The sequence below is a fragment of the Pseudomonas sp. XWY-1 genome (assembly GCF_002953115.1).
GTDB lineage: Bacteria > Pseudomonadota > Gammaproteobacteria > Pseudomonadales > Pseudomonadaceae > Aquipseudomonas > Aquipseudomonas alloputida.
In genome coordinates, this window is the sequence record NZ_CP026333.1 from 135,950 (window position 1) to 158,322 (window position 22,373).

At 57.8% G+C, this 22,373-nt stretch carries 21 protein-coding genes and 1 pseudogene; 13 read left to right on the plus strand and 9 right to left on the minus strand.

The window, feature by feature from the left end; genetic code table 11:
• The first annotated feature begins 412 nt into the window (after positions 1–412).
• The 4 genes and pseudogenes from PRJ_RS28285 (at position 413) to PRJ_RS28300 (ending at position 2,387) form a co-directional block, all read left to right on the plus strand.
• Positions 413–1,060, plus strand: a complete 648-nt coding sequence (locus PRJ_RS28285; RefSeq protein WP_104963035.1) for an SOS response-associated peptidase — start codon at positions 413–415, stop codon at positions 1,058–1,060.
• Positions 1,061–1,142: 82 nt separating this feature from the next.
• Positions 1,143–1,415, plus strand: a pseudogene (locus PRJ_RS28290) (tyrosine-type recombinase/integrase); the annotation flags it as partial.
• Positions 1,416–1,732: 317 nt separating this feature from the next.
• Positions 1,733–2,065, plus strand: a complete 333-nt coding sequence (locus PRJ_RS28295; RefSeq protein ID WP_100852527.1) for a DUF2790 domain-containing protein — start codon at positions 1,733–1,735, stop codon at positions 2,063–2,065.
• A 133-nt stretch (positions 2,066–2,198) separates the two neighbouring features.
• Entirely contained in the window at positions 2,199–2,387 is a 189-nt protein-coding gene (locus PRJ_RS28300) for an AbrB/MazE/SpoVT family DNA-binding domain-containing protein (RefSeq protein WP_100852528.1), read from the plus strand.
• A gap of 105 nt (positions 2,388–2,492) precedes the next feature.
• Here PRJ_RS28300 and PRJ_RS28305 read toward each other — a convergent pair whose 3' ends face one another.
• The 6 genes from PRJ_RS28305 to PRJ_RS28330 form a co-directional block, all read right to left on the minus strand.
• Complete coding sequence (locus PRJ_RS28305; protein WP_100852529.1) at positions 2,493–2,948, minus strand: DUF411 domain-containing protein; 456 nt, start codon at positions 2,946–2,948, stop codon at positions 2,493–2,495.
• Positions 2,938–3,720 (minus strand): cytochrome c, encoded by a 783-nt coding sequence (locus PRJ_RS28310; RefSeq protein WP_104963037.1) that lies wholly within the window; start codon positions 3,718–3,720, stop codon positions 2,938–2,940. Before PRJ_RS28310 ends, PRJ_RS28305 begins: the two co-directional genes overlap by 11 nt.
• A gap of 10 nt (positions 3,721–3,730) precedes the next feature.
• Positions 3,731–4,846 (minus strand): copper resistance protein B, encoded by a 1,116-nt coding sequence (locus PRJ_RS28315; RefSeq protein WP_104963038.1) that lies wholly within the window; start codon positions 4,844–4,846, stop codon positions 3,731–3,733.
• Positions 4,836–5,111 carry a hypothetical protein gene (locus PRJ_RS28320; protein ID WP_100852698.1) on the minus strand — a complete coding sequence of 92 codons (276 nt, stop codon included), beginning with the start codon at positions 5,109–5,111 and terminating at the stop codon, positions 4,836–4,838. Before PRJ_RS28320 ends, PRJ_RS28315 begins: the two co-directional genes overlap by 11 nt.
• 14 nt (positions 5,112–5,125) lie before the next feature.
• On the minus strand, positions 5,126–6,991 hold the full coding sequence (locus tag PRJ_RS28325; RefSeq protein ID WP_100852532.1) for a copper resistance system multicopper oxidase: 1,866 nt from the start codon (positions 6,989–6,991) through the stop codon (positions 5,126–5,128).
• Positions 6,992–7,172: 181 nt separating this feature from the next.
• Entirely contained in the window at positions 7,173–7,379 is a 207-nt protein-coding gene (locus PRJ_RS28330) for a co-regulatory protein PtrA N-terminal domain-containing protein (RefSeq protein WP_100852533.1), read from the minus strand.
• Between the two features lie 165 nt (positions 7,380–7,544).
• Here PRJ_RS28330 and PRJ_RS28335 point away from each other — a divergent pair, with 165 nt between their 5' ends.
• From PRJ_RS28335 to PRJ_RS28370, 8 genes are all read left to right on the plus strand, one after another.
• Positions 7,545–8,222 carry a heavy metal response regulator transcription factor gene (locus PRJ_RS28335; RefSeq protein WP_100852534.1) on the plus strand — a complete coding sequence of 226 codons (678 nt, stop codon included), beginning with the start codon at positions 7,545–7,547 and terminating at the stop codon, positions 8,220–8,222.
• Positions 8,222–9,628, plus strand: a complete 1,407-nt coding sequence (locus PRJ_RS28340) for a heavy metal sensor histidine kinase (RefSeq protein WP_100852535.1) — start codon at positions 8,222–8,224, stop codon at positions 9,626–9,628. Before PRJ_RS28335 ends, PRJ_RS28340 begins: the two co-directional genes overlap by 1 nt.
• 36 nt (positions 9,629–9,664) lie before the next feature.
• The gene (locus tag PRJ_RS28345) at positions 9,665–10,012 is read left to right on the plus strand and encodes a hypothetical protein (protein WP_060519763.1); all 348 of its coding nucleotides are present in this window, start codon (positions 9,665–9,667) and stop codon (positions 10,010–10,012) included.
• An 86-nt stretch (positions 10,013–10,098) separates the two neighbouring features.
• Positions 10,099–11,349 carry a TolC family protein gene (locus tag PRJ_RS28350; RefSeq protein ID WP_100852536.1) on the plus strand — a complete coding sequence of 417 codons (1,251 nt, stop codon included), beginning with the start codon at positions 10,099–10,101 and terminating at the stop codon, positions 11,347–11,349.
• Complete coding sequence (locus PRJ_RS28355) at positions 11,346–12,809, plus strand: efflux RND transporter periplasmic adaptor subunit (protein WP_100852537.1); 1,464 nt, start codon at positions 11,346–11,348, stop codon at positions 12,807–12,809. The genes PRJ_RS28350 and PRJ_RS28355 overlap by 4 nt, the downstream gene beginning before the upstream one ends.
• Positions 12,806–15,964, plus strand: a complete 3,159-nt coding sequence (locus tag PRJ_RS28360; protein ID WP_104963039.1) for an efflux RND transporter permease subunit — start codon at positions 12,806–12,808, stop codon at positions 15,962–15,964. The genes PRJ_RS28355 and PRJ_RS28360 overlap by 4 nt, the downstream gene beginning before the upstream one ends.
• Positions 15,961–16,314, plus strand: coding sequence for a copper-binding protein (locus tag PRJ_RS28365; RefSeq protein WP_094010849.1), 354 nt, complete (start codon positions 15,961–15,963; stop codon positions 16,312–16,314). Before PRJ_RS28360 ends, PRJ_RS28365 begins: the two co-directional genes overlap by 4 nt.
• 159 nt (positions 16,315–16,473) lie before the next feature.
• Positions 16,474–16,800: a four-helix bundle copper-binding protein gene (locus PRJ_RS28370; RefSeq protein WP_371928162.1), complete on the plus strand. Its 327-nt coding sequence runs from the start codon at positions 16,474–16,476 to the stop codon at positions 16,798–16,800.
• Between the two features lie 582 nt (positions 16,801–17,382).
• On the opposite strand, the gene PRJ_RS28375 is transcribed toward PRJ_RS28370, so the two are convergent.
• The 3 genes from PRJ_RS28375 to PRJ_RS28385 form a co-directional block, all read right to left on the minus strand.
• Positions 17,383–17,778, minus strand: coding sequence for a hypothetical protein (locus tag PRJ_RS28375; protein WP_230384856.1), 396 nt, complete (start codon positions 17,776–17,778; stop codon positions 17,383–17,385).
• 355 nt (positions 17,779–18,133) lie between these two features.
• Entirely contained in the window at positions 18,134–18,808 is a 675-nt protein-coding gene (locus PRJ_RS28380; RefSeq protein WP_013974882.1) for a heavy metal response regulator transcription factor, read from the minus strand.
• A gap of 489 nt (positions 18,809–19,297) precedes the next feature.
• Positions 19,298–20,641: an OprD family porin gene (locus PRJ_RS28385; protein WP_094010851.1), complete on the minus strand. Its 1,344-nt coding sequence runs from the start codon at positions 20,639–20,641 to the stop codon at positions 19,298–19,300.
• Between the two features lie 402 nt (positions 20,642–21,043).
• Here PRJ_RS28385 and PRJ_RS28390 point away from each other — a divergent pair, with 402 nt between their 5' ends.
• Positions 21,044–22,315, plus strand: a complete 1,272-nt coding sequence (locus tag PRJ_RS28390; RefSeq protein WP_104963040.1) for a TolC family protein — start codon at positions 21,044–21,046, stop codon at positions 22,313–22,315.
• Positions 22,316–22,373: the final 58 nt, after the last annotated feature.

Genomic DNA, 22,373 nt, shown 5'->3' on the forward strand with positions numbered 1-22,373 from the left:
GCCGGCGGCCACATAGCTCTTGAGGTAGCGTGCCAGGTCCGATTGCAATGGGCAGCAGGGGGACAGGGAACGTAGAGGGGGTGTGTAGGGCAGGTCGCGAAAATCAAGGCGGTCGGGGCGAGCGTCAAATACCCGGCCGGCGATGGGGGTGCGATTGACCGGCGGCTTGAGTGCCGGGTTGTCGAAAACGCCGAAACTCCTGTAATCCCAAGTGCAGATGCACAACGAACCTAGCAGCGAAACGATTTAAGCATCGTGCCACCGCTCTTTTGATATCCAGCTGCTGGTCCGCGGCTGAGCAATATGAGCGATAGACTAAACAGGTGCTAGGTTCCCTTCTCCATCCGCTCCGCTTTCGTCCGAGCAGTTGGTTTTAGACAAGCGCCCTTTTTGAGGCCCAGGAGATTCTTGCATGTGCAGTCATTACGAAGCCCCGACGCAGGATCAGCTTGCAGCAGCTTTCGGCGTAGAGAGCGATCGGCAGTGGAAGCTGGACCTCTGGCCCGGGTACATTGGCCCACTTTTACGCCGTTCGATTGACCAGGTGGAGCAGAGTGAGGAGGGGCTTGCGCCGGAATTACTGTCCGGGACGTTCGGATTGATACCCAGCTGGAGCAAGGACACGAAGATTTCCAGGCGCACGTACAATGCTCGGTCGGAAACCGTGGCCGAGAAACCCTCTTATCGCAACGCCTGGCGGCGAGCTCAGCACTGCATCATCCCGGCGGCCGCCATCTACGAGCCGGACTGGCGGTCGGGAAAGGCGGTGGCAACCCGGATCGCCCGGGCTGATGGTGAGGTCATGGGCATCGCCGGTTTGTGGGAGGAATGGCGCGACCCGGGGACCAACCAGGTGCTGCATTCCTACACAATGTTGACCGTCAACGCCGATACCCATGCGTTCATGTGCAACTACCACCGGCCCGAGGATGAAAAGCGCATGGTGGTCATACTACCCAGAGACCTGTACCGGGATTGGTTAGAGGCGCCGGTAGAGGCAAGCGCTGATTTTATGCGGCGTTATCCAGCGGATCGGCTGGCCGCGGTCGAGCGGGCGTAATTGGATTTTCCGTGAATTTTTCGACGCCGGCCTTGGCAATCAATAACCGCTGCCTGTATGAGTAAACAGCGGCGCAATACTCAAGGGCCAAGCCTTCGAACTTGCATTCAAATACCGCCAGTTGGATAGCGGGCCTGAGGTTTACAGGGCGTGTGACTCCCTGCAACAGGCCATCAGCAGGCTTTACCGGCAGGCGGGCATAAAGTATGGGGCATCGCACAGCGGGCGGCGCTCGTTAGCGGCAAAGGTGCTAGCCGCGACCGGCGACGTAGAAACCGTTCAAGTAATTTTGGGGCATGCGGAGCTCGACCACACGAAGCCCTATCTGACAGTCAATCTGTTGTTTCCTAAATAAGCTAGTAACAAAACCCACTGCCTTTTGCTGACCTGAGACGAATCTGTCGACGGAAATTTGCGAAAATAACAAGGTAACAGAGGCGTCGGCGCTGGTTTTTTCGGGTCCACGTTTTGCTAAAAAACTAAGTAACAATACCGCTTTCCCCTGCTTTCAGTCGCCGCCGGCTCGCAGTCTAGGCTGGACAACCCTAGTGAAAAACCATCTTGCAATGCAGCATCTCGCTCTCCTCGAGCTTACTCAGATGTAATCCACGGCTCACGTGTATGACAGCTGCAGAGTCTTAAGCTTCAATCATGTCTCTTGGAGTGATTGAAATGAAAGTCGTTAGAAACATCACCGCCATCCTGGCCATTGTGGCCTCCTCAGCCGCGATCGCCGAAGGAGGATCCGACCGTCTATACGGGAAGATGATTCAGGCCAATGAGCAAGCTATGCGAGCTTATGCAGCCGCCAATGATAAGAAGCCACCGGAGGTGATCCATTATCGCTACGGGATGCGGCTCGACGTGGCGAGGGTAATCAGCATGACATCGACCAAGGCGAGCTGTGACGTGATGCCAGCACAGATGAACTACGAGGATTCCAATGGAGACCTGAAAATCCTTGAGTACCGGACCGCTGGTATCGGTTGCCGGGGCCAGAACTGAGCACTGATCAAGCGGGCAGGAGTTACACTGATAAAAAGCCGGGTTGAAGCGTCAATTCCGGCGATCGCCTGGTTACCGGCTTTCATGACTGGTGGAGTACGATGAGGATTGGTAGCTCAGGCAGGAGAGACCAATGACTGAATCAGCGCGCACCACGGTTAAGTGCCTTGATCCCGGCGACGGCTCCGGCGATGTGATTGTGGAATTACCCGACGACATTCTGCGCGAGCTAGGGATCACGACGGGCGACAGGCTCTCCATCGAGCTTATCAACGGCGATATCGTACTCAAGCCAGTCCGCGAGCGCCGTGAATCTGATTAGGTACGCTTTGCAGGCCCTCTGTGCCGTCGTGTTGAGCTGATGACGCTTTCGAGCGGGGAAATATGGGACGGCAGTCAGCCTACTGCCGTCCTTGTGGTCGGTGCGTTATTTGGCTGGATAGCTGGCGACTACTAGGTCCTCGCCGCTTTTGGTTAACCCAATGACTTGGTAAGCATGGCTTACGCCATCAACCTCCATGCCTGGGGATCCAGCTGGCATTCCTGGCACGGCGATCCCTTCCAGATCGTTCCGCTCCTTGAGTTCTCGAATCTGCTCAGCTGGCACGTGACCTTCAACAAACTTTCCGTCAATCACGGCTGTGTGGCAGGACGCTAACCGTGGCGCTACGCCCAGCTTCTGTTTCACTGCCCTCATGTCCGTCTCAACATGGTCGGTCACTTTGAAACCATTGGCTTCCAGGTACGTGATCCATTTCTTGCAGCAACCGCAGTTCGCGTCTCGGTGAACGTCGATGGACAAAGGCTCGGCAGCGTAGGTCGCCGAGGTGACCAGCAGCCCAGCGATAGCGGCTAGACGAACGAGTATCCGGTTAGTTGGCATGAGTGTGCTCCTTACCGTCTTTGTGAACATGCGTCTTTGTCGACGGTTTCGGGTGGGCGTCCGAATGGGCTTCGGCCGCATTGTGGTCGCCGTGATGATCTGCGGCTTGGGCGGCGCCTGCGGGTGCAGCTCCATGGTCGTGAGCTGCCTGGGCATGATCGTCGTCTGCCGCTTCGTCGTGATCGCCATGCTCGGCATGACCGCTCCCGCCGTGCTGGCCCTCATGGTTATGCATATCGCTTTCACCGCCGCCGTGCTGGTGGCCACCGCTCGTGGCCACCAAAGCCATGTACTGCTCGGGATTCATTTGGGGAAGTTGATCCAGGAACGCGACGATTCCCCAGATGTACTCATCACCCATGCTCTTGCCCCAAGCGGGCATGCCGGTGGCTTTGATACCGTGCTTGATCGTCCAGAATGCGGCAGCCGGATCGCCTCCGACACCCACCTTGGTGAGGTCAGGTGGCGACGGGTATAGCGCTTGGCTAAGTTCTGTCTTCCCAACGCCAGGGGCGAGGTGGCACCCAATGCACATGGCGTTGTAGTTGCCTGCGCCTGCCTTGATCAACGCAGCGTCCTTCAGGTCAGGCACTTCAATGTCTCGCGCTCGAACCTCAATCGACCTGTCGCGAGCCATGGCGAGAAACGAATGGACAGCCGGGAAGTGAGGATCATCGGCGCCGACATTCACCAAGCCGAAATACGCGGTGCCCAATACCGCAGCACTTCCGACAGCACCGGCCACAAGCAGCGTTGTAATTGTTCTTTTCATGTTGGAATTCTCAGAACCACATCCTGATACCGGCAACGAAGCGTGCCTCATTAACATCTCCACCCTCGTCTCGGATGAAGTCAGCGGTGTTGCCGTAGGAGCGGCTCCAGGTAACGCCTATGTACGGGGCAAACTGGCGGACGATTTCATACCGTAGACGCAGCCCGACTTCGGTATTGGCCAGACCCGAGCCAACACCCCGCTCAGGATCGTTCTTGCCATAGAAGTTCGCCTCAGCCGTGGGCTGCAAAATCAAGCGATTGGTCAGCAGGATGTCGTATTCGCCTTCAAGACGCGCAGCAGTCTGGCCGTTTTCGCCAATGAACGCCGTAGCTTCGGCCTCGAAGTCATACAAGGCCATGCCCTGAATACCAAAGGCTGCCCAGGTCTGCGGTGATTCCGGTTTGAAATCCTGACGGACCCCGGCGACCACGTCCCACCAAGGACTGACCGAGCGCCCGTATAGCAGTTGCAGCTCAGCGTCTTCGGTTACCCCGTTGGTGCGCTCGCCTTCCGAGCGAACCCAGAGTCGATTGATGTCGCCACCTACCCAGCCAGATGCATCCCAAGCCAGGGTGCTGCCCTCATCGGCGTTCTGGTATTCGAGCTGGTCCAACAGGAAGAAGCTGTTGATTCCGCTGTCGTGCACCTGGTGGCCACCCAAAGGCGGAAAGGCTGCCTCGCGGTCGGCATCAGTGAGCACTGGAATCGGCGTGCGGCTCGTTGTGGTCGGAGAAGTCGCTGAACCATGATTCATCTGGGAATGGTCCATGCCCTTCATTGAACCGTGATCCATGCCCTTCATGTTTCCATGGCCCATTTTGCTGTGGTCCATCTTGCTATGGTCCACCGGGCTGGATTTGCTCTGGCTTTGAGCATGCCCCATCTGGCTGTGATCAACAGGGGCAGGCTGTTTCTGCTGTTTGCTCATCCCCATCTTGCTGTGATCCATCGCCGGCATCGATTCGGACGGAGCAGCTTCCATTTGCATGGAACCGTGCCCCATTTTCGAATGATCCATGCCCGAGTGATCCATTTCTTCAGCGGCGAAGCTGGGCGTTACGCCCAGCATGCCGATTGAAACAGTCAGGGCCAGCAGCGAAGGCCGCCCAAGGCTATTGACCATCTTTCCCTGCCTTAGCTTTGTCGCTGCCATGCGATTCCATCATTTTGTCGTGGTCCATACCTTCCATGGACCCATGGTCCATGCCTTCATGGTTCATCCCCTGGCCCTGCTTGTCCTGCGAGCCTTTGGCTTTACCGGCCTCGGTGGATTTCTGGGAATGCTGATCATGGTTGTCGCTAGACCACGACGACGGGGCATAAACAGCCAACATGCCGACCACCGCAGCGGAGAGGAAAAAGGCGCTTCGTTTCATTGGTTTGCTCATCTCAAATCTCCAGTTCATTCGTCCACACGGACTTCTCGGAACATGCCCATTTCCATGTGGAACAGTAGGTGACAGTGATAGGCCCAACGTCCCAAGGCATCTGCGGTGACGCGATAGCTTCGTTTTGAGCCAGGTGGCATGTCGATGGTGTGCTTGCGAACCATGAAGTTGCCGTTCTCGTCCTCCAGATCACTCCACATACCGTGGAGATGGATGGGGTGAGTCATCATGGTGTCGTTGACCAAGGTGATGCGAAGACGCTCGCCATATTTCAACCGCAGCGGTTCAGCGTCGGAGAATTTGATACCGTCGAACGACCACGCGAACTTCTCCATGTGGCCGGTAAGGTGCAGTTCGATTGTGCGTCCAGGCTCTCGACCATCGGGATCGATGAAGGTGCTCCGCAAATCGGCGTAGGTCAGCACTCGGCGCCCGTTGTTGCGCAGGCCAATTCCCGGATCGTTCAGTTTCGGGGTCGGCGACATGGTCTGCATATCGACCAACGGGTTGTTGGTCTCGGAAGCCGGATGGCTCTGCATTGCACCGCTCATGCCGGCCATGCCCTCATGACTCATCCCAGCCATCGTGCTGTGATCCATGCCGGCCATGTTGCTATGGTCCATTCCAGCCATCTTGCTGTGGTCCATGCCGGCCATGCTGCCATGGTCCATCCCAGCCATCTTGCTGTGGTCCATGCCGGCCATGTTGCCTTGGTCCATGCCAGCCATGCTGCCGTGATCCATTCCGCCCATGCTGCCGTGGTCCATGCCCATATCGCTCATGGCGATGATCGGGCGCGGATCTACCTCCGGTACGGGCGCTTGCAAGCCTTCACGAACCGCCAGGGTGCCTCGGGAGTACCCGGTACGGTCCATGGATTGCGCGAAGATCGTATAGGCCTGCTCGTTTTCAGGTTCGACGATGACATCGTAGGTTTCGGCAACGGCAATCCGGAACTCATCGACCGATACGGGTTTGACGTACTGGCCGTCAGCAGCCACAACCGTCATCTTGAGCCCAGGAATGCGGACATCGAAATAGGTCATGGCCGAGCCGTTGATAAAGCGCAGGCGGATCTTCTCGCCGGGCTTGAAGATACCCGTCCAGTTGCCGTTCGGAGCCTGGCCGTTCATGAGGTAGGTGTAGGTATACCCGCTCACATCAGCGAGGTCGGTGGGGCTCATCTTCATTTCAGCCCACATCTTCCGATCCGCTACAGCGGCCGACCAGCCTTTCTCGCTCACATCGTCAACGAAGTCGCTGACCGTACGCTTGTGGAAGTTGTAGTAGTCAGATTGCTTCTTGAGTTTGGAGAGCACCCGCGCCGGGTCTTCATCTGTCCAATCGCTGAGCATGACGACGTAATCACGGTCGTACACAAACGGCTCTGGATCCTTGGCATCGATCACCAACGCCCCATAGACCCCGGACTGTTCCTGGAAGCCTGAGTGGCTGTGATACCAGTAGGTGCCGTTCTGGTGGACCTTGAACTTGTATTCGTACATGCCATCGGGAGCGATGCCGTGGAAGCTCAAGCCCGGCACACCGTCCATGTTGGCGGGCAGGATGATGCCGTGCCAGTGAATGGAGGTGTCTTGTTTCAGCCGGTTGCGTACGCGCAGCGTCACGGTGTCGCCTTCGCGCCATCGCAGGATCGGCCCTGGCACGGAGCCGTTGATGGCCATGGCCGTACGAGCTGCACCCGTGATGTTGACGGGCAGTTCACCGATATACAGGTCGAAGTCCGTGCCGGTGAGCACGTTCGGTTGGCCAGGGCTGGTCACGGCCCAGACCGGCGCGCGCCACATGCCCAGCCCACCCAGAAGTCCGGTAGCGGCCAGGCCTTTGACGAATGATCGTCTCGTGGTTTTGCTTTGCATGCCGTTGCGTCCAGTCAGGTAGATCGCTGATATCCAGGCTGCTCGATGGCGCAGCCGTTGGGTTCATTGGAGCTCTCACCAGTCTCTTAGACTTGCGCCACTGCGCGAGGCTGATGAGAGGCCGTAGTCTGAAACTGCCATAGTTCAGATTCCGGGGTGATTACATTTCTGTAAGCTCGGATCAGCAGCTCTCGTGGCCAGCGTGCTTGCTGGACTGGGCGGCGACCGGCGTCTGCTCTTTCTTCTGCTGCGCAACCTGGTAGGCCTGCATGGAGCTTTGGCGAGCCGCTTCCATCCGCGCAAAGGTCCGGTCCGCGCCGCCCTCTGCCAGGGCGAGGCCTGCCGCGCCAAAGGTGACGACCATCACAATTGCTTTGACCATGTTCATCTGGAGATCCTCAGTGGGTTCTGCGCCTCATGGCGTCAGGTACAGGGTCAAGTTAGCTTCGCGGTGCTGTCAGAAAACTGATCTCGACATTACTTTTCCGTCAGCTTCTGGTTGGGCGTCTTTTTTCCTGCAAACTGGAGATGCACCCCGCGTGGATGAGAGCAGATGAAATTACTCGTAGCCGAAGATGAGCCGAAAACCGGTGTCTACCTCCAGCAAGGCCTGACAGAAGCCGGCTTCACCGTTGACCGGGTGATGACAGGCACTGACGCCCTGCAACAGGCACAGAGCGAAGCGTATGACTTGCTGATCCTCGACGTGATGATGCCGGGGCTCGATGGCTGGGAGGTCCTGCGCAAGATCCGTGCGGCGGGTCAGGATGTGCCAGTCCTTTTCTTGACGGCCCGAGACGGCGTAGACGACCGCGTGAAAGGTTTGGAACTGGGCGCTGATGATTACCTGGTGAAGCCCTTTGCGTTCTCGGAGCTACTGGCTCGGGTTCGCACGTTGCTGCGCAGAGGCAATGGTGGTTCTGCTCAAACCACCATGAAGATGGCAGACCTTGAGGTAGACCTGCTCAAGCGTCGAGCTACGCGAAACGGCAAGCGGATTGACCTTACTGCCAAGGAGTTTTGCCTGTTGGAGCTGCTCATGCGCCGACGCGGCGAGGTGCTCCCCAAGTCGCTGATCGCTTCCCAGGTCTGGGACATGAATTTCGACAGTGACACCAACGTGATCGAGGTAGCGATTCGCCGATTGCGGGCCAAAATAGATGACGACTTTGCGCCAAAGCTCATCCATACCGCCCGAGGCATGGGCTACATGATGGATGTGCCCGAGTGATGCGCCCGCAATCATCGCTCGTCAAGCGACTGACCCTGATGTTCATGTTCGCGGTGACTGCTGTCCTGGTGGTTGCCGGCGTGGCTTTCTACGGGCTCAGTCAGCACCATTTCCGGATGCTGGATGAGCAGGCGCTTTCCGAAAAGCTGGAGTCAACGCGTCATATCCTGTCCATCTCAGCAGCGCGAGGCGGGCTCCACGATCAGGAGCAGCAGCTGCGGGCATTGCTCGGCGCACATCAGGATTTGTCGGCGAAAATCACCAAGGCTGACGGTACGGTCCTTTTTTCAGACCCCAAAGCCTCCCAAATTCCTCAGCGATTCGAGCAGGCGCACCGGGGTGCGGTCTGGGAATGGCAGGATGAATCGCAGAACTTTCGCGGCATTACCGCCCAGCTGACCATTGCAGGCGAGCCGGAACCGGTGACGGCCGTGCTGATGCTCGATGTCACCACTCACGCGCATTTCTTTGTCACCCTGCAATGGTGGTTCGGAATTGGCCTGGTGATCAGCGCGATTGTGAGCGCAGGCTTGGGCTGGGTCGTGGCCAAGAGTGGGCTTCGGCCTGTTGGACAAATCACCAAAGTGGCCACCGGGATGTCGGCACGATCGCTCCGCGAGCGCATTCCCCTGGAGCCCGTGCCGCTAGAGCTTCAGGAGCTCATCCTGTCTTTCAACGGGATGCTGGGACGATTGGAAGATGCATTCGTTCGGTTGTCCAACTTCTCTGCCGATATCGCTCACGAGTTGAGAACGCCAGTCAGCAACCTTCTGACCCATACCGAAGTGGTGCTCACCAAGAAGCGTGACTTGGATGCCTATGAGGAAAACCTCTATTCGAACCTGGAAGACCTCAAGCGCATGTCGCGCATGATCGACGACATGCTGTTCCTCGCCAAGGCTGATAACGGTCTGATCGTGCCCGAGCAGATCGATGTGGAGCTCTCTGAACTCGTATCCAAGCTGTTCGAGTACTACCAGTTCCTGGCTGAGGATCAAGGCACCCAGCTGACCCTGCACGGGCAGGGTAAGGTTCGTGGCGATCGCCTGATGATTGACCGGGCGCTTTCCAACCTCCTATCCAACGCGTTGCGCTACACCCCGGAAGGCAACGAGATATCAGTGCAGATCGAGCAGACGCCTGAAAGGGTGACGCTTTCCGTGCGTAACAGCGGGGTAACCATCGATCCCCAGCACATTGGCAAGATCTTCGACCGATTCTATCGAGCCGATCCAGCCAGGCGCGAAGGCGGCCCAAGCAATGCAGGCCTGGGTTTGTCCATAACCCGCTCTATCATCGAGGCTCACAGCGGACGAATCTGGTGTACTTCAGCGGAGGGTGTCACAACCTTCTTCATCAGTCTCCCAGCCTCCAAGCGGTTGGTTAGTGCAGCCCCAACCCCTTAATGCTGAACTCATCCCGGTAACCTATACTCGCCCATCATGAATCGGTTCATTCGACTGCTCACCATCCTGATGCTTATCGTGGCGCTTCCGCTTAACGGGATGGCGGGCATCGATTCGGCGACTGAACCTTGCCCAATGCAGACCATGGGCATGGAAATGATGGCGGGTATGGATCATGACTGCTGCCAGGACCAAGACCTGGGCAAGGCCGGCGATCACGCCAAATCCTGCAAGGTCGGCCAGGAGTGCAGGACTGCCAGTACCGTGCAGCTCAGCTTCCTGACGCCTGGGCTGACCTTTGCTAAGCCACGACCTGCCGATACCTACGCGGTAGGCATAGCGACAGGCTCTCCCCCCGATCCATGGCGGCCTCCCCGCGTCTGATTCCCTCTTAATTTCACATCGTCGTTCCGCCTAGCAGCGGGGCGATCGCATGCGCCTGGGCGCTGATCTTTCGAGGAATCATTTTCATGACTCCCCAACGTTTTCAGGGACGGATAACCACGGCCGTCTTTTCCATACTGCTGCCGGCTGTCTCGGCACAGGCTGCAACGCTGTCGCTGGATGATGCGCTGCAACTGGCTGAACGCAACGCTCCCTCTCTACAGGCCCGCCAGGAGCAGGCATCAGCTGCGCGCAGCGCAGTCATTCCAGCGGGCGAACTTCCCGATCCGCGCCTGAATCTTGGGGTACAGAACCTGCCGATTGAAGGCACCGACCGCTGGAGCATGAACAGAGACTTCATGACCATGCAGGTGGTTGGCCTGTCCCAAGAAGTACCGAACCGGGACAAACGCAAAGCTCGCATAGAGACAGCGCAGGCTACGGTCGAGCGAGCCGATGCCGAGGCGCTGTTCGAACGGCTGAAAGTTCGGGCGGCAACCGCACAGGCTTGGGTGGCTGCATACACCGTGCAGCGAAAGCTTGAACAGTTCGACGCCTTCTACAAAGAAAACCAGCTGCTGGCTTCCACGGTGCGGGCCCGCCTGGCCGGTGGTGCAGGCTCCACCGCCGATACGCTGGCTCCCAAGCAAGAAGCCGCGCAGCTGGACGAGCAGAAAGACGTTCTGTTGAGTCAATCAGCTCAGGCGCGAGCCGCGCTGAAGCGCTGGATTGGGCAGGACGCCGAAGTAGGCGCGCCGACGTTCCCTGTCTGGCCTGTAGACGCAGCTGAATACCTGCACTCCGTCCATGCCCATCCGGAGCTCAATACCTACCACGCCATGACACGCGAGGCTCAAGCCCAGGTGCATCAGGCTCAGGCGGAGAAGAAATCGGATTGGTCCTGGGGGGTGGATTATCAGCGCCGTGGCCCGGACTTCAGCAACATGGTCAGCCTGCAAGTCAGCTTCCAGTTGCCGTTGTTCACCAGCTCCCGGCAAGACCCAATGATTGCGGCACGACGCGCACAAGTTCGCCAATTGGAAAATGAGCAGGACGCTGCCCTGCGCGAGCATCAAGCTCAGCTTGAAACAGACCTTGCCGAGTACCAACGCTTGCAACGGGCTGTACGGCGCAGTCGCGAAACACTTTTGCCCCTGGCCGAGGACCGGGTACGCCTCGCTCTGGCGGACTACCGCGCCGGTAATTCGCCGTTGAGTGAAGTGCTGTGGGCACGCCGGCAGCGTGTGGAAGCGCTGCTACAGGATGTGGACCTGCAAGGACAGTTGGCGGCAACAGCAGCGCGTCTGCATTTCGTTTATGGAGAGGTGCGGGCATGAGGAATAGGTCGATTGGTTTGCTCGTGGCTGCTGCCCTTGCTATTGGGATAGGCGCGGGCTTCTGGCTAGGTGGAAGAGGTGCGTATTCCCCATCCCAGCCAGTAGGTGAGGAAAAAAAAGCGCTGTACTGGTATGACCCGATGTATCCCCAGCAGCACTTCCCGGCGCCCGGAAAATCGCCGTTCATGGACATGCCGCTCGTGCCCAAGTATTCGGATGACACGGCTGGCGAGGAGCAGCCTGCGGTTCAGGTCTCGGCTGGGCTCCAGCAAAACCTTGGGATTCGATTGGCGACGGTGACGGCTGGCCGGCTAGAACGGACCCTGAGTGTGAGCGGCGTTCTAACGTTCGACGAACGCGACTTCAGCGTATTGCAGGCCCGGACTGGCGGCTACGTCGAGCGCGTCTATGGTCGAGCGACGGGCGACATCGTTGCCAAAGGGGCTCCTCTAGCCGATGTGCTAACCCCGGAGTGGGCTGGTTTGCAGGAGGAATACCTGGCGCTGCGGCATTCCGGCGACGCGCAGCTGACGGCGGCGGCACGACAGCGGCTTGTGCTCGCCGGCATGCCGGCCGACCTGATCAACCGGGTCGCGAGCACTGGGAAGGTGCAGCTCTCGGTCACACTCTCCGCACCCACGGCCGGAGTCATCCAGGTTCTCGATTTGCGACCCGGAATGACCCTGATGCCGGGTGCTACCTTGGCGAGGATCAATGGAGTGGCCAACGTCTGGCTGGAAGCGGCTGTGCCGGAAGCCCAGGCTCAGGGCCTTCGCGAAGGCCAGCCTGTGCAGGCGCGATTGCCAGCGTTCCCGGGCGATCCCGTACCGGGCAAGTTGACCGCGCTATTGGCCGATGCCGATTTGCAGAGCCGCACGTTGCGCCTGCGTATCGAGTTGCCCAACCCGGATGGACGGCTTCGTCCTGGGATGACCGCTCAAGTGGCTCTCCATCCCGGCGAGTCTTCCGAGCAAAGCCTCTTGGTGCCTGCCGAGGCGGTCATCCGCACCGGCAAGCGAGACCTGTTGATGCTGGCTGAGGACGGTGGTCGCTTCCGGCCGGTGGAAGTCGTGTTGGGCCAGGAGAGCAGAGGGAAAGTTGCGGTGTTGCAGGGCCTTCAGGCAGGACAGCGCATCGTCGCGTCCGGGCAATTCCTGTTGGACTCCGACGCTAATTTGAAAGGCATCGAGGCGGCGACGGCGCAGGATAGTCAGCCTAATGCGGGGCCAGCCCTGCATGAAGCGGATGGCCGTGTCGTGCAGATAGACGGCACCCAGCTCACCGTTGCCCACGGTCCTTTCATCACCCTGGGCATGCCAGGGATGACCATGACCTTTCCTGTGGCTAATCAGTCTCTCCTTAATGGCCTCAAGGTCGGTGTGCAGATTCGCTTTGGCATACGCGAACGCGACGAGGGCATGGTAGTTGAGCAGATCAACGTGGTGGAGGGCCAACCATGATTGCCAAACTGATCCGCTGGTCGGTAGGCAACCGTGTGCTGGTGCTCCTCGCCACGCTGTTTCTGGTGGCATGGGGCTTCGTCTCGGTGCGTAGCCTGCCAATCGACGCCTTGCCCGACCTGTCGGACGTGCAGGTGATCATCCGCACGTCCTACCCAGGCCAGGCTCCCCAGATCGTTGAGAATCAGGTGACCTATCCGCTGACCACTACCATGCTCTCGGTTCCGGGGGCCAAAACGGTTCGCGGCTTCTCCGCCTTCGGTGACAGCTTCGTCTATGTGCTGTTCGAGGACGGCACCGATCTGTATTGGGCGCGCTCACGGGTGCTTGAGTACCTGAGCCAGGCGCAATCGCGATTACCTGCGGCAGCCAAGCCGGTACTGGGTCCTGACGCCACCGGGGTGGGCTGGATTTATCAGTATGCGTTGGTCGATCGCAACGGCGGCCATGACCTGTCGCAACTGCGCAGCCTTCAGGACTGGTTCCTGCGCTATGAGCTCAAGACGCTACCGGATGTCGCTGAGGTGGCCACCATCGGCGGTATGGTCAAGCAGTATCAGGTCGTGCTCGATCCGCTGCGCATAGCCAGCCTCGGTATCACCCAGGCTGAGGTGGTGGAGGCTATAGGCAAGGCCAACCAGGAGACCGGTGGCGGTGTACTGGAGCAGGGCGAAGCGGAATTCATGGTACGTGCGGCCGGCTATCTGCGATCACTGGATGATTTCAGGGCGATACCGCTGCGACTGGCTACCAAGGGCGTGCCGGTGACAGTAGGCGACGTCGCTACGGTGCAGATAGGTCCGGCAGCCCGCAGAGGCATAGGCGAACTGGACGGCCTCGGCGAAGCCGTGGGAGGTGTGGTAATCCTGCGCAGCGGCAAGAATGCTCGTGAGGCCATTGCCCACGTCAAGGCCAAGCTCGAAACCCTGAAGAAAGGCCTGCCAGCCGGGGTGGAGCTTGTCACCGTCTACGACCGTAGCCAGTTGATCGACCGTGCCGTGGGGAACCTCAGTCACAAGCTGATCGAGGAATTCGTGGTAGTGGCGTTGGTATGCGCAGCGTTTCTCTGGCACCTGCGCTCGTCGTTGGTGGCCATCGTGGCGCTGCCCGTCGGAATCCTGATTGCGCTGATCGTGATGCGTCATCAGGGCATTAACGCCAACATCATGTCCCTTGGCGGAATCGCTATTGCCATCGGTGCAATGGTGGACGCTGCCGTGGTCATGATCGAGAACGCCCACAAACGCGTTGAGGCTTGGCATGCTCGACATCCTGGTCAGCCGTTGCGAGGCGAAGCGCATTGGAAGGTAATGACGGAGGCGGCCGTCGAGGTAGGACCGGCACTGTTCTTCAGTCTGATGATCATCACGCTATCGTTCATCCCGGTGTTCACGCTGCAAGCTCAGGAGGGTCGCCTCTTTGCACCCCTGGCCTTTACCAAGACCTACGCGATGGCAGCGGCGGCTGCGCTATCGGTGACCCTGATACCGGTGCTGATGGGGTACTGGATTAGAGGGCCACTACCTGCGGAACAGCGCAACCCGCTCAACCGGGGCCTCATCCGGCTGTACCGTCCAGCATTGGAGGTCGTCCTGCGCCGGCCTCTGGTTACCCTCGCTGGAGCATTGCTCATCCTGCTCAGCAGTCTGTGGCCCTTGAATCATCTTGGGGGCGAGTTCCTTCCTCCGCTCGATGAAGGTGATCTGCTCTACATGCCTTCAGCCTTGCCTGGACTCTCGGCACAGAAAGCTTCAGAGCTGTTGCAGCGAACGGATCGTCTGATTCGAACCGTTCCCGAAGTGGCCAGTGTCTTTGGTAAAGCTGGCCGCGCCGAGTCAGCTACCGACCCGGCACCGCTGGAAATGTTCGAGACCACCGTTCGGCTCAAGCCCAAGAGTGAGTGGCGTCCTGGAATGACCACGGAGAGGCTCATCGAGGAGCTTGATCGCACTGTGCGTGTGCCTGGGCTGACCAACATCTGGATCCCGCCAATCCGCAACCGCATCGATATGCTGGCCACCGGCATCAAGAGCCCAATCGGCGTAAAGGTTGCCGGAAGCGACTTGGACCAGATAGACCGGGCTACGCTCGCTGTGGAGCGGGCAGCGAAGAAGGTGCCTGGAGTGGCTTCGGCGCTGGCGGAGCGTTTGACTGGCGGTCGCTACATTGATCTGGATATCGACCGCCATGCCGCAGCCCGTTACGGTCTGAACATTACCGACGTACAGGCCATCGTGGCCGGCGCCATTGGTGGCGAAACCATTGGGGAAACGGTTGAAGGCTTGGCTCGTTATCCCATCAGCTTACGCTATCCACGCGAATGGCGTGATTCGGTGGAAGCGCTGCGTCAACTGCCGATCTACACCTCGCAGGGTGGCCAGCTGACGCTCGGCAGCGTGGCCCGCATACGTATTGCTGATGGCCCGCCAATGTTGAAGAGCGAGAATGCTCGCCCCTCGGGCTGGGTGTACATCGATGTGCGCGGCCGGGACCTTTCGTCTGTTGTCGCAGACCTACGTCAGGCGATCGACAGCGAGGTAAAGCTCGATCCAGGCATGAGCTTGAGCTACTCCGGGCAGTTCGAATACCTGGAGCGGGCGAACGCCCGTCTGGCCTGGGTGGTGCCGGCGACGCTGGCCATCATCTTCGTGCTGCTCTATCTGACTTTTGGCCGCCTCGGTGAGGCGCTGCTCATCATGGGCACGTTACCGTTCGCGCTAACCGGAGGCGTTTGGCTGCTGTACCTGCTGGGCTACAACCTGTCGGTGGCCACAGGCGTTGGCTTCATTGCCCTGGCAGGCGTAGCGGCGGAGTTCGGAGTGATCATGCTCATCTACCTGAATAACGCTTGGGCTGAGCGTCAGGCCAACGGCGAAACCACACGAGAAGCGCTGCTCGACGCAATCCGTGAGGGCGCGGTGCAACGCATCAGGCCCAAGGCAATGACTGTGGCGGTCATCGTTGCAGGCCTGCTGCCCATCCTCTGGAGCAGCGGTACCGGCAGCGAGGTCATGAGCCGCATCGCGGTGCCCATGGTGGGCGGCATGCTCACCGCCCCCTTGCTTTCCCTTTTTGTAATCCCTGCGGCGTACTGGCTGATCCGTCGCCGCGAACTTGCTGTAACTACCCCCAACCTCTCAGGAAAAATCCAATGAAAAAGCTAATTGTTATCGCAGGCCTGGTCACAGCTTTCGCCGCCAGCGTGCAAGCCCAGGACATGAACGGTATGGACATGAAGAAAATGCCAGCTTCCGCCGAGGGTGGCCAAGGCAGCCAGGCGGCACCCACTGCGCATGCTGAGGGGACAATAAAGGCGCTGGATCCTCAAAGCGGGAAAATCACCTTGGCGCACGGCCCGGTAGCAGAGCTCAAATGGCCGGCGATGACCATGGGATTCCAAGCTGAGCCTGCGCATTTGAAGGGCTTGAACGTAGGAGACAAGGTGAAATTTGGGTTCCGTATGGAAGGAAGCACCGCGAGAATCGTGAGCGTCCAGAAACAGTGATTATCCAGCCTTAAATGATCGGGCAGGCCTTCACACGAGATAATTCGGACAAGCTTACACAAATGTAATCAATCTTCAGGACCCCGTCAGGTCGAACGCTACATACCGTCATGAGACGGTACGTTGGCATCACATCCACCCGATACCAGAGATATGACCATGAACAGTCGCTTTGAAGAATGTATCTCGGAATGCCTGCGCTGTGCGCTGGCCTGTGAAGGCTGCGCGTCAGCCTGCCTGCAAGAACAGGACGTAAAAATGATGGTTGACTGCATCAAGCTGGACAGGGATTGCGCAGATATGTGCAAGCTTGCCGCTACCTTGATGGCACGAGAAAGCGTGCTCGCCAAAAAACTTTGTGCCCTATGCGCCAAAATTTGCCGAGCCTGCGGAGAGGAGTGCGGTAAGCATCAGGCAGACCACTGTCAGCAGTGCGCACAGGCCTGCATGACCTGCGCAGAATCCTGCGAAGCAATGGCTGCGTAAGCGAATCTCGCCTAACCTCCGCCTGCTTTCCACGCGCCTCATAAAGGATTTGGGTACGTCGATAACCGTCGTGCCTAGGGGCGACGGGTAGATCGCTGATGGGGAAGTGCCCTGGCAGAGCCTAGCTTGGGCTAGCCAACCAAAGGCGCTGGTTTACAGATCTGGTAGCAAAGAAGCCCGCCTGGGCGGCGGGCTATCAGATGTCTCCAAGGGGAGGCTGTAGGCCAACAAGTCTCGGAGCAAGCACTTGCAGGATACGCCTCTTGGCTCACGCCCACCAGCCAGCTTCGGCCGGAGCGAATGGTTCTACGTTGAGGGCATTGGAAGCGGCTTATGTAGGCCTGTCAATTGGCAGGGCAATCCGCAAAGACAAAGCAGGCCGATTATCCCCAGGCGGTATACCCCCAGGCAGAGTCAAAGGCAAAGCGAGGGGTGAAATCTAGCGGGTACCCCCATTTGAGGGCAGAATCACCAGCTTCGCCTACGTTGCACTGGGTTGAGGGGGCTGTTTGAAACTGCTACCTAGCGCGACAGCGACCATCGCCGCCATGAGCAAGTGCATCACAGGTGCGCCTTGAGTACTCAGCACAAAGGCCATAGCAAACGGCCCCGCGGCCTGCACCAGGAGCATTGGGCGAGCCAATGCTCCCATGCGTGCGCGATACCCTTGGGGCCAAACAGCACCAGAGGCAAGATGCCTCTTGCAATAGTGAGAATCCCGATGCCGGCGCGATACAGCGCTGCTGTAGGGAATGCCAGCGAAGGCACGCCAGGAATGAATAAGCAGATGCCGATGAAGCTCACCAACACGCCGGCACGGGCCGACCAGGTTGGGTGAAGATGCCGAGCAAGCGAGAACTCCAATACTCTGGCCACCACCTGGGCCGGCCCAATGACCATCCCCACGGCCAACACCGTGACCGTTGGAAGGCCAAGTTCCTTGAGCGAGGTGAGAAGATGCACAGAGAGGGTGGCCATGACGAAGGCAATGACCGTCAGCAGCCCCGCAACGAGCCAGAAAAGCCGGTGGCCGCCATCATCGTTGAGCGGCGACTGAGCTTCCTGCTTGGTGCTGTAGTCGGGAGGTTAACCTCATCGCCGGCACACGGTATCAGAGGTAAGCCTGGTGGCTGTTGAAGACAATGTCAGCTGAGCGTGCGTCAGCTCTGGCATAAGCTTGGCCTTCCGTTACCTGTTGATAATCTATGCTATACCTCCTGTCCAGCACACCTCATACGTTTAGTGAGGAAACGCGCGCTAAGGGTCAAAAACAGTATGGCTCGACTTACATGCATGATCACTGGCTCTATTTTCATGACTAAGGAGCGGGCGATCAACGCTTCTCAAGCACATAGCCCACACCTCGAAGCGTATGGATCAGCTTCGTCTCGAAAGGGTCATCGATCTTGGCTCTAAGTCTTCGAATCGACACTTCTACAACGTTTGTATCGCAGTCGAAGTTCATGTCCCAGACCTGTGAGATGATCTGTGTGCGGCTGAGCACCACGCCGGTGTTGCGCATTAGGTAGTGCAGAAGTGCAAACTCTTTCGTCGTCAGATCAATACGCTGGCCGTCCCTGAAGGCCCTGTGACGGCTCTGGTCTAGCTCCAGGTCAGCGACACGAATAATCTCCACAGATGCAGGGTGTTCAGACCTGCGCATTAACGCGCGAACCCGGGCTAGCAGTTCTGGGAACTCAAATGGTTTGATCAGGTAGTCATCTGCACCGTTCTCCAGACCCCGGACCTTATCTGCCAAACGACTTCTCGCCGTGAGCATCATGATGCGTGAGGGGCAATTCTTACGCCTCAAAAGCTCAAGTACCTGCCACCCATCCATTTCTGGCAGATTGATATCAAGAATAATCAACTCGTATTCGTGTTGCTTGGCTAGGAATAGCCCATCTGACCCGGTATGCACGCAATCGACGACATAACCGCATTCTGTAAGGCCTTGACGCACATATTCCGCAGTTTTTACTTCGTCCTCAATTACCAGAATTCGCATGGGATTTTGTCTCGATATCACTGAGAAATTAACCGCGCACGCGCGCCGGAATTATTGAAAAGAATGGTAAATCAAAATGAGCGGGGCGGGGCCTAAATAACGGATTTGTAATTTCCAGGTAATATGATTGATAGTCTGGAGGTATATCTTTTCGCGGTTTGGGTTTGACAGGTGCAGGGCCTCTCTCCAATAGGTAATTTGACCTTATTAAGTATGGGGTTGTTTTCTTCTTTGTGTTGACTTTGTTCCGTTCAGATGACGGCGAAGTTACTCATGTCGAGGAAACTGGTCATTGGTGCAGCCATGAGTTTCACCGGCATGCAATGCGTACACTCGAACGGTTGATTGAATTTTAGGTAAAAAAAGGCGCCCAAAGGGCGCCAAATATCCACCTTTTACCAAAGGAGCACTTAAGCCACTCAAGGTGAATTCGTAATGCACATTTTTCTGAAGAGACCAGTTTACGAATAAACTGATCCCCTTAGAGAATCACAGAATCGAAAGCGGGTACTCAATGATCACACGAGTTTCATCCAGATCCGATTCGAATGCAGTGGCACGCGTGGTGGCCTGGCGCAACCGGAAGGACAGGTCTTTTGCTGGACCGGTTTGCACGACATATTTAACCTCTACGTCACGTTCCCAACGTTTCTGATTGGTGAGCGGATCACCGTTGGCGTCGGTGCGCATGTAGAACTGGTTGGCGTTCGAGTAGTCTGCGCCCGAGCCTCTGGCGTAGCGGGTCATGAACGTCAGACCAGGAATGCCGTAGCTGGTGAAGTTCAGGTCGTAGCGCAGCATCCAGGAACGCTCTTTCGGCGAGTTGAAGTCGCTGTACTGGATAGAGTTGTCGACGAAAATCGAGTCTGACTGACGTAGGTAGTCGAAATCATCGTCGCCGTTGTTGCGTTGGTGCGACAGGGCCAGGGTGTGAGCGCCGTAACGGACACCGACCTTGGCACTCCAGATATCGTTGTCAAACTCGCCTAGGCGCTGCTTCCCTTCATCCACGGCTTTGTAATAGTTGAAGCCGCCAATCAGCGCAAGGTCGTCGTTCAGTGGATAGGCGAAGCTGGTGCCAGCGTAGTACTGGTTCCAGACTTCTTTCAACTGACTGGCGTATACGCTCAGGGTCCAGTTATCGTTGATCGCGTAATCACCGCCACCGTAGCCTACCCAAGGCGAGTTAACCGGGCCACCGTAGAAAGTTGCGAAGTTATCATTCAGATTGCTGGAGACCGGCTGGCTCATCGCATGCAGTCGGCCACCCTGCAGGGTGAGGCCCTGGATGCTGGTGTTCTCAACGGTCACACCGCGGAAGCTTTCAGGCAACAGGCGCGAGTCGCCTGATGCAACAACTGGCGTCGACGGGAAAACATCACCAACTTTCACGACCGTATCAAACAAGCGAACTTTAGCCGCCCCGCCAACCTTGGTGTATTCGTCGCGAGCTTCGCCTTTGTTATCAACAGGCATCACGTCGAATGAACTACGACCGCCGTTGCGCCCGTCACCAGTATCGAGCTTAAGCCCGATCATGGCAAAGGCGTCAACACCAACGCCGACCGTCCCTTGGGTAAAACCAGAGTTGAATTTGGTGATGATCCCGTGCGCCCAGGCCTCGGAGTAGCCATTGGTGTTGCCCTTGCCGCTGTTGTAAGTGGGGGCCGAGCTGTCGCGGTTATCACGATTGAAATAGAAGTTGCGGTTGAGCACTGTAAGGCTGCTACCTTCGATGAAACCTTCGGGCTTATCTTCAGCTTGAGCAGTAACTGCATAGCTTCCAGACAGCGCCGAAACTGCCGCCAAATACAGTGGTACTTTGATTTTCATCCGATGCTCCTTTGATTTACGGCAGTTTTTATTATGTTTTCCGGCGCGGGTGTCGTTATAAGCTCTGAGCCGGCGGCGCGCCTCGCGTAGCGCCGAGCTCATATTTGCAGGCGGAAGATAACGGGATGGTGATAGGATAATTACAATTTCGTCATCTGGTCGTTATTTTGGTCATTGACGCCGCATGCTAGCCATCTCTCGCGTTCGCAATGAAATTCGATGGTTCGACTGTGTCATCAGCGTTTTCGGGCATTACAAGCTTTTCTTACGAAATTGTAATTTTCTAGCCACCCCTCTGATAGCTAGCGCTCTTTAGAGTGCCATCACCTAATCCAGTGGGGCTTGGCAGCTATTTCGGCGTTCTGGCCAAGCTAACGAAGTTTGTGCACGAGGACCAAGAAAGTGCTCCGGTATAACCGCAATGTCTTATCCAAGACCTACATCTCACCGTGGAAAATTGCCGCTCTCTATGCGGTGATTTCCGGGTTGCTGGCACCCACTGCATTTGCCCAAAGCATCAGCTTGCCCCAAGCGCTGTCGACGGCAATGGATGCCAACCCAGACCTCGCGGCGGCACGTCAGGAAATTGGCATCGCGGACGGTGCGCGCAAGCAAGCCGGGCTGATTCCAAATCCCGAAATCTCGTATGAGATGGAGGACACACGGCGTAACACCAGCACAACTACCGTTACGCTAAGTCAGACCTTGGAGCTCGGTGGTAAGCGGGGAGCCCGCGTAGATGTCGCCACATACGGCCAGAGTGTTGCACAACTGGAACTGGACCGACGCGTGAATGGTCTGCGTGCAGACGTCGTGCAGGCGTTTTACGCTGCATTACGAGCCCAAACCGGACTCGACCTCGCTAAACAATCCCTTGAACTTACTGAGCGCGGCCTTCGCATTGTCGATGGTCGAGTTCGCGCAGGTAAATCTTCACCTGTGGAGGCTACCCGCGCCCAGGTTCAACTGGCTGAAGCCCGGTTGCAGGTCCGTCGCGCCGAAACGGAAAAAGCGAACGCTTACCAGCAACTCGCCCAAGTCACGGGGAGTTCTGTGACCATATTCGATCGCCTTGAATCACCAACCTTGTCTCCTGGCTTGCCGCCGCGCACTGAAGAGTTGCTGGCAAAGCTCGATCAGACTCCGGAAATGCGCCAGGCAGTGGTGCAGATTGATAAGAGCGATGCCTCGCTTGGCGCAGAAAAAGCTCAGCGTATTCCAAACCTCACGGTAAGCGTGGGTAGCCAGTACGACCGCTCGGTGCGCGAGCGAGTCAATGTCGTTGGTCTGTCCATGCCTTTGCCGCTGTTTGATCGTAACCAAGGCAACATTCTTTCCGCTTCTCGACGTGCCGATCAGGCCCGCGACCTGCGTAACGCTGTCGAGTTGAGACTGCGCGCCCAAACCCAAACCGCGCTGAACCAGTGGTCCACCGCCATGCAAGAAGTTGAGTCCTACGACAAGACCATTCTGCCCTCAGCCCAGCAGGCCGTGGATACCGCAACCCGCGGATTCGAGATGGGGAAATTCGGCTTTATCGAAGTACTGGACGCCCAGCGCACCTTGATCCTTGCTCGTGGCCAGTATCTCGACTCGCTGGCAGCGGCGACCAATGCGCGTGCGCAAGTAGAAAGGGTTTATGGCGAAGTCGGCTCGACCGCCGGCGCGCGCTGAACGGGCCATACATTTTTCTCGGCAGTCGGCGTTTAAACATGCCGGTGCCTACGATCAG

Excerpts from the sequence above, each read along its gene's own strand:
- PRJ_RS28365 (WP_094010849.1), top strand. The coding sequence starts at position 15,961 with ATGAAAAAGCTAATTGTTATCGCAGGCCTGGTCACAGCTTTCGCCGCC.
- PRJ_RS28300 (WP_100852528.1), top strand. The coding sequence starts at position 2,199 with ATGACTGAATCAGCGCGCACCACGGTTAAGTGCCTTGATCCCGGCGAC.
- PRJ_RS28385 (WP_094010851.1), bottom strand. The coding sequence starts at position 20,641 with ATGAAAATCAAAGTACCACTGTATTTGGCGGCAGTTTCGGCGCTGTCT.
- PRJ_RS28335 (WP_100852534.1), top strand. The coding sequence starts at position 7,545 with ATGAAATTACTCGTAGCCGAAGATGAGCCGAAAACCGGTGTCTACCTC.
- PRJ_RS28370 (WP_371928162.1), top strand. The coding sequence starts at position 16,474 with ATGAACAGTCGCTTTGAAGAATGTATCTCGGAATGCCTGCGCTGTGCG.
- PRJ_RS28375 (WP_230384856.1), bottom strand. The coding sequence starts at position 17,778 with ATGGCCACCCTCTCTGTGCATCTTCTCACCTCGCTCAAGGAACTTGGC.
- PRJ_RS28310 (WP_104963037.1), bottom strand. The coding sequence starts at position 3,720 with ATGAAAAGAACAATTACAACGCTGCTTGTGGCCGGTGCTGTCGGAAGT.
- PRJ_RS28285 (WP_104963035.1), top strand. The coding sequence starts at position 413 with ATGTGCAGTCATTACGAAGCCCCGACGCAGGATCAGCTTGCAGCAGCT.
- PRJ_RS28325 (WP_100852532.1), bottom strand. The coding sequence starts at position 6,991 with ATGCAAAGCAAAACCACGAGACGATCATTCGTCAAAGGCCTGGCCGCT.
- PRJ_RS28345 (WP_060519763.1), top strand. The coding sequence starts at position 9,665 with ATGAATCGGTTCATTCGACTGCTCACCATCCTGATGCTTATCGTGGCG.
- PRJ_RS28340 (WP_100852535.1), top strand. The coding sequence starts at position 8,222 with ATGCGCCCGCAATCATCGCTCGTCAAGCGACTGACCCTGATGTTCATG.
- PRJ_RS28315 (WP_104963038.1), bottom strand. The coding sequence starts at position 4,846 with ATGGTCAATAGCCTTGGGCGGCCTTCGCTGCTGGCCCTGACTGTTTCA.
- PRJ_RS28320 (WP_100852698.1), bottom strand. The coding sequence starts at position 5,111 with ATGAGCAAACCAATGAAACGAAGCGCCTTTTTCCTCTCCGCTGCGGTG.
- PRJ_RS28350 (WP_100852536.1), top strand. The coding sequence starts at position 10,099 with ATGACTCCCCAACGTTTTCAGGGACGGATAACCACGGCCGTCTTTTCC.
- PRJ_RS28355 (WP_100852537.1), top strand. The coding sequence starts at position 11,346 with ATGAGGAATAGGTCGATTGGTTTGCTCGTGGCTGCTGCCCTTGCTATT.
- PRJ_RS28360 (WP_104963039.1), top strand. The coding sequence starts at position 12,806 with ATGATTGCCAAACTGATCCGCTGGTCGGTAGGCAACCGTGTGCTGGTG.
- PRJ_RS28330 (WP_100852533.1), bottom strand. The coding sequence starts at position 7,379 with ATGAACATGGTCAAAGCAATTGTGATGGTCGTCACCTTTGGCGCGGCA.
- PRJ_RS28305 (WP_100852529.1), bottom strand. The coding sequence starts at position 2,948 with ATGCCAACTAACCGGATACTCGTTCGTCTAGCCGCTATCGCTGGGCTG.
- PRJ_RS28380 (WP_013974882.1), bottom strand. The coding sequence starts at position 18,808 with ATGCGAATTCTGGTAATTGAGGACGAAGTAAAAACTGCGGAATATGTG.
- PRJ_RS28295 (WP_100852527.1), top strand. The coding sequence starts at position 1,733 with ATGAAAGTCGTTAGAAACATCACCGCCATCCTGGCCATTGTGGCCTCC.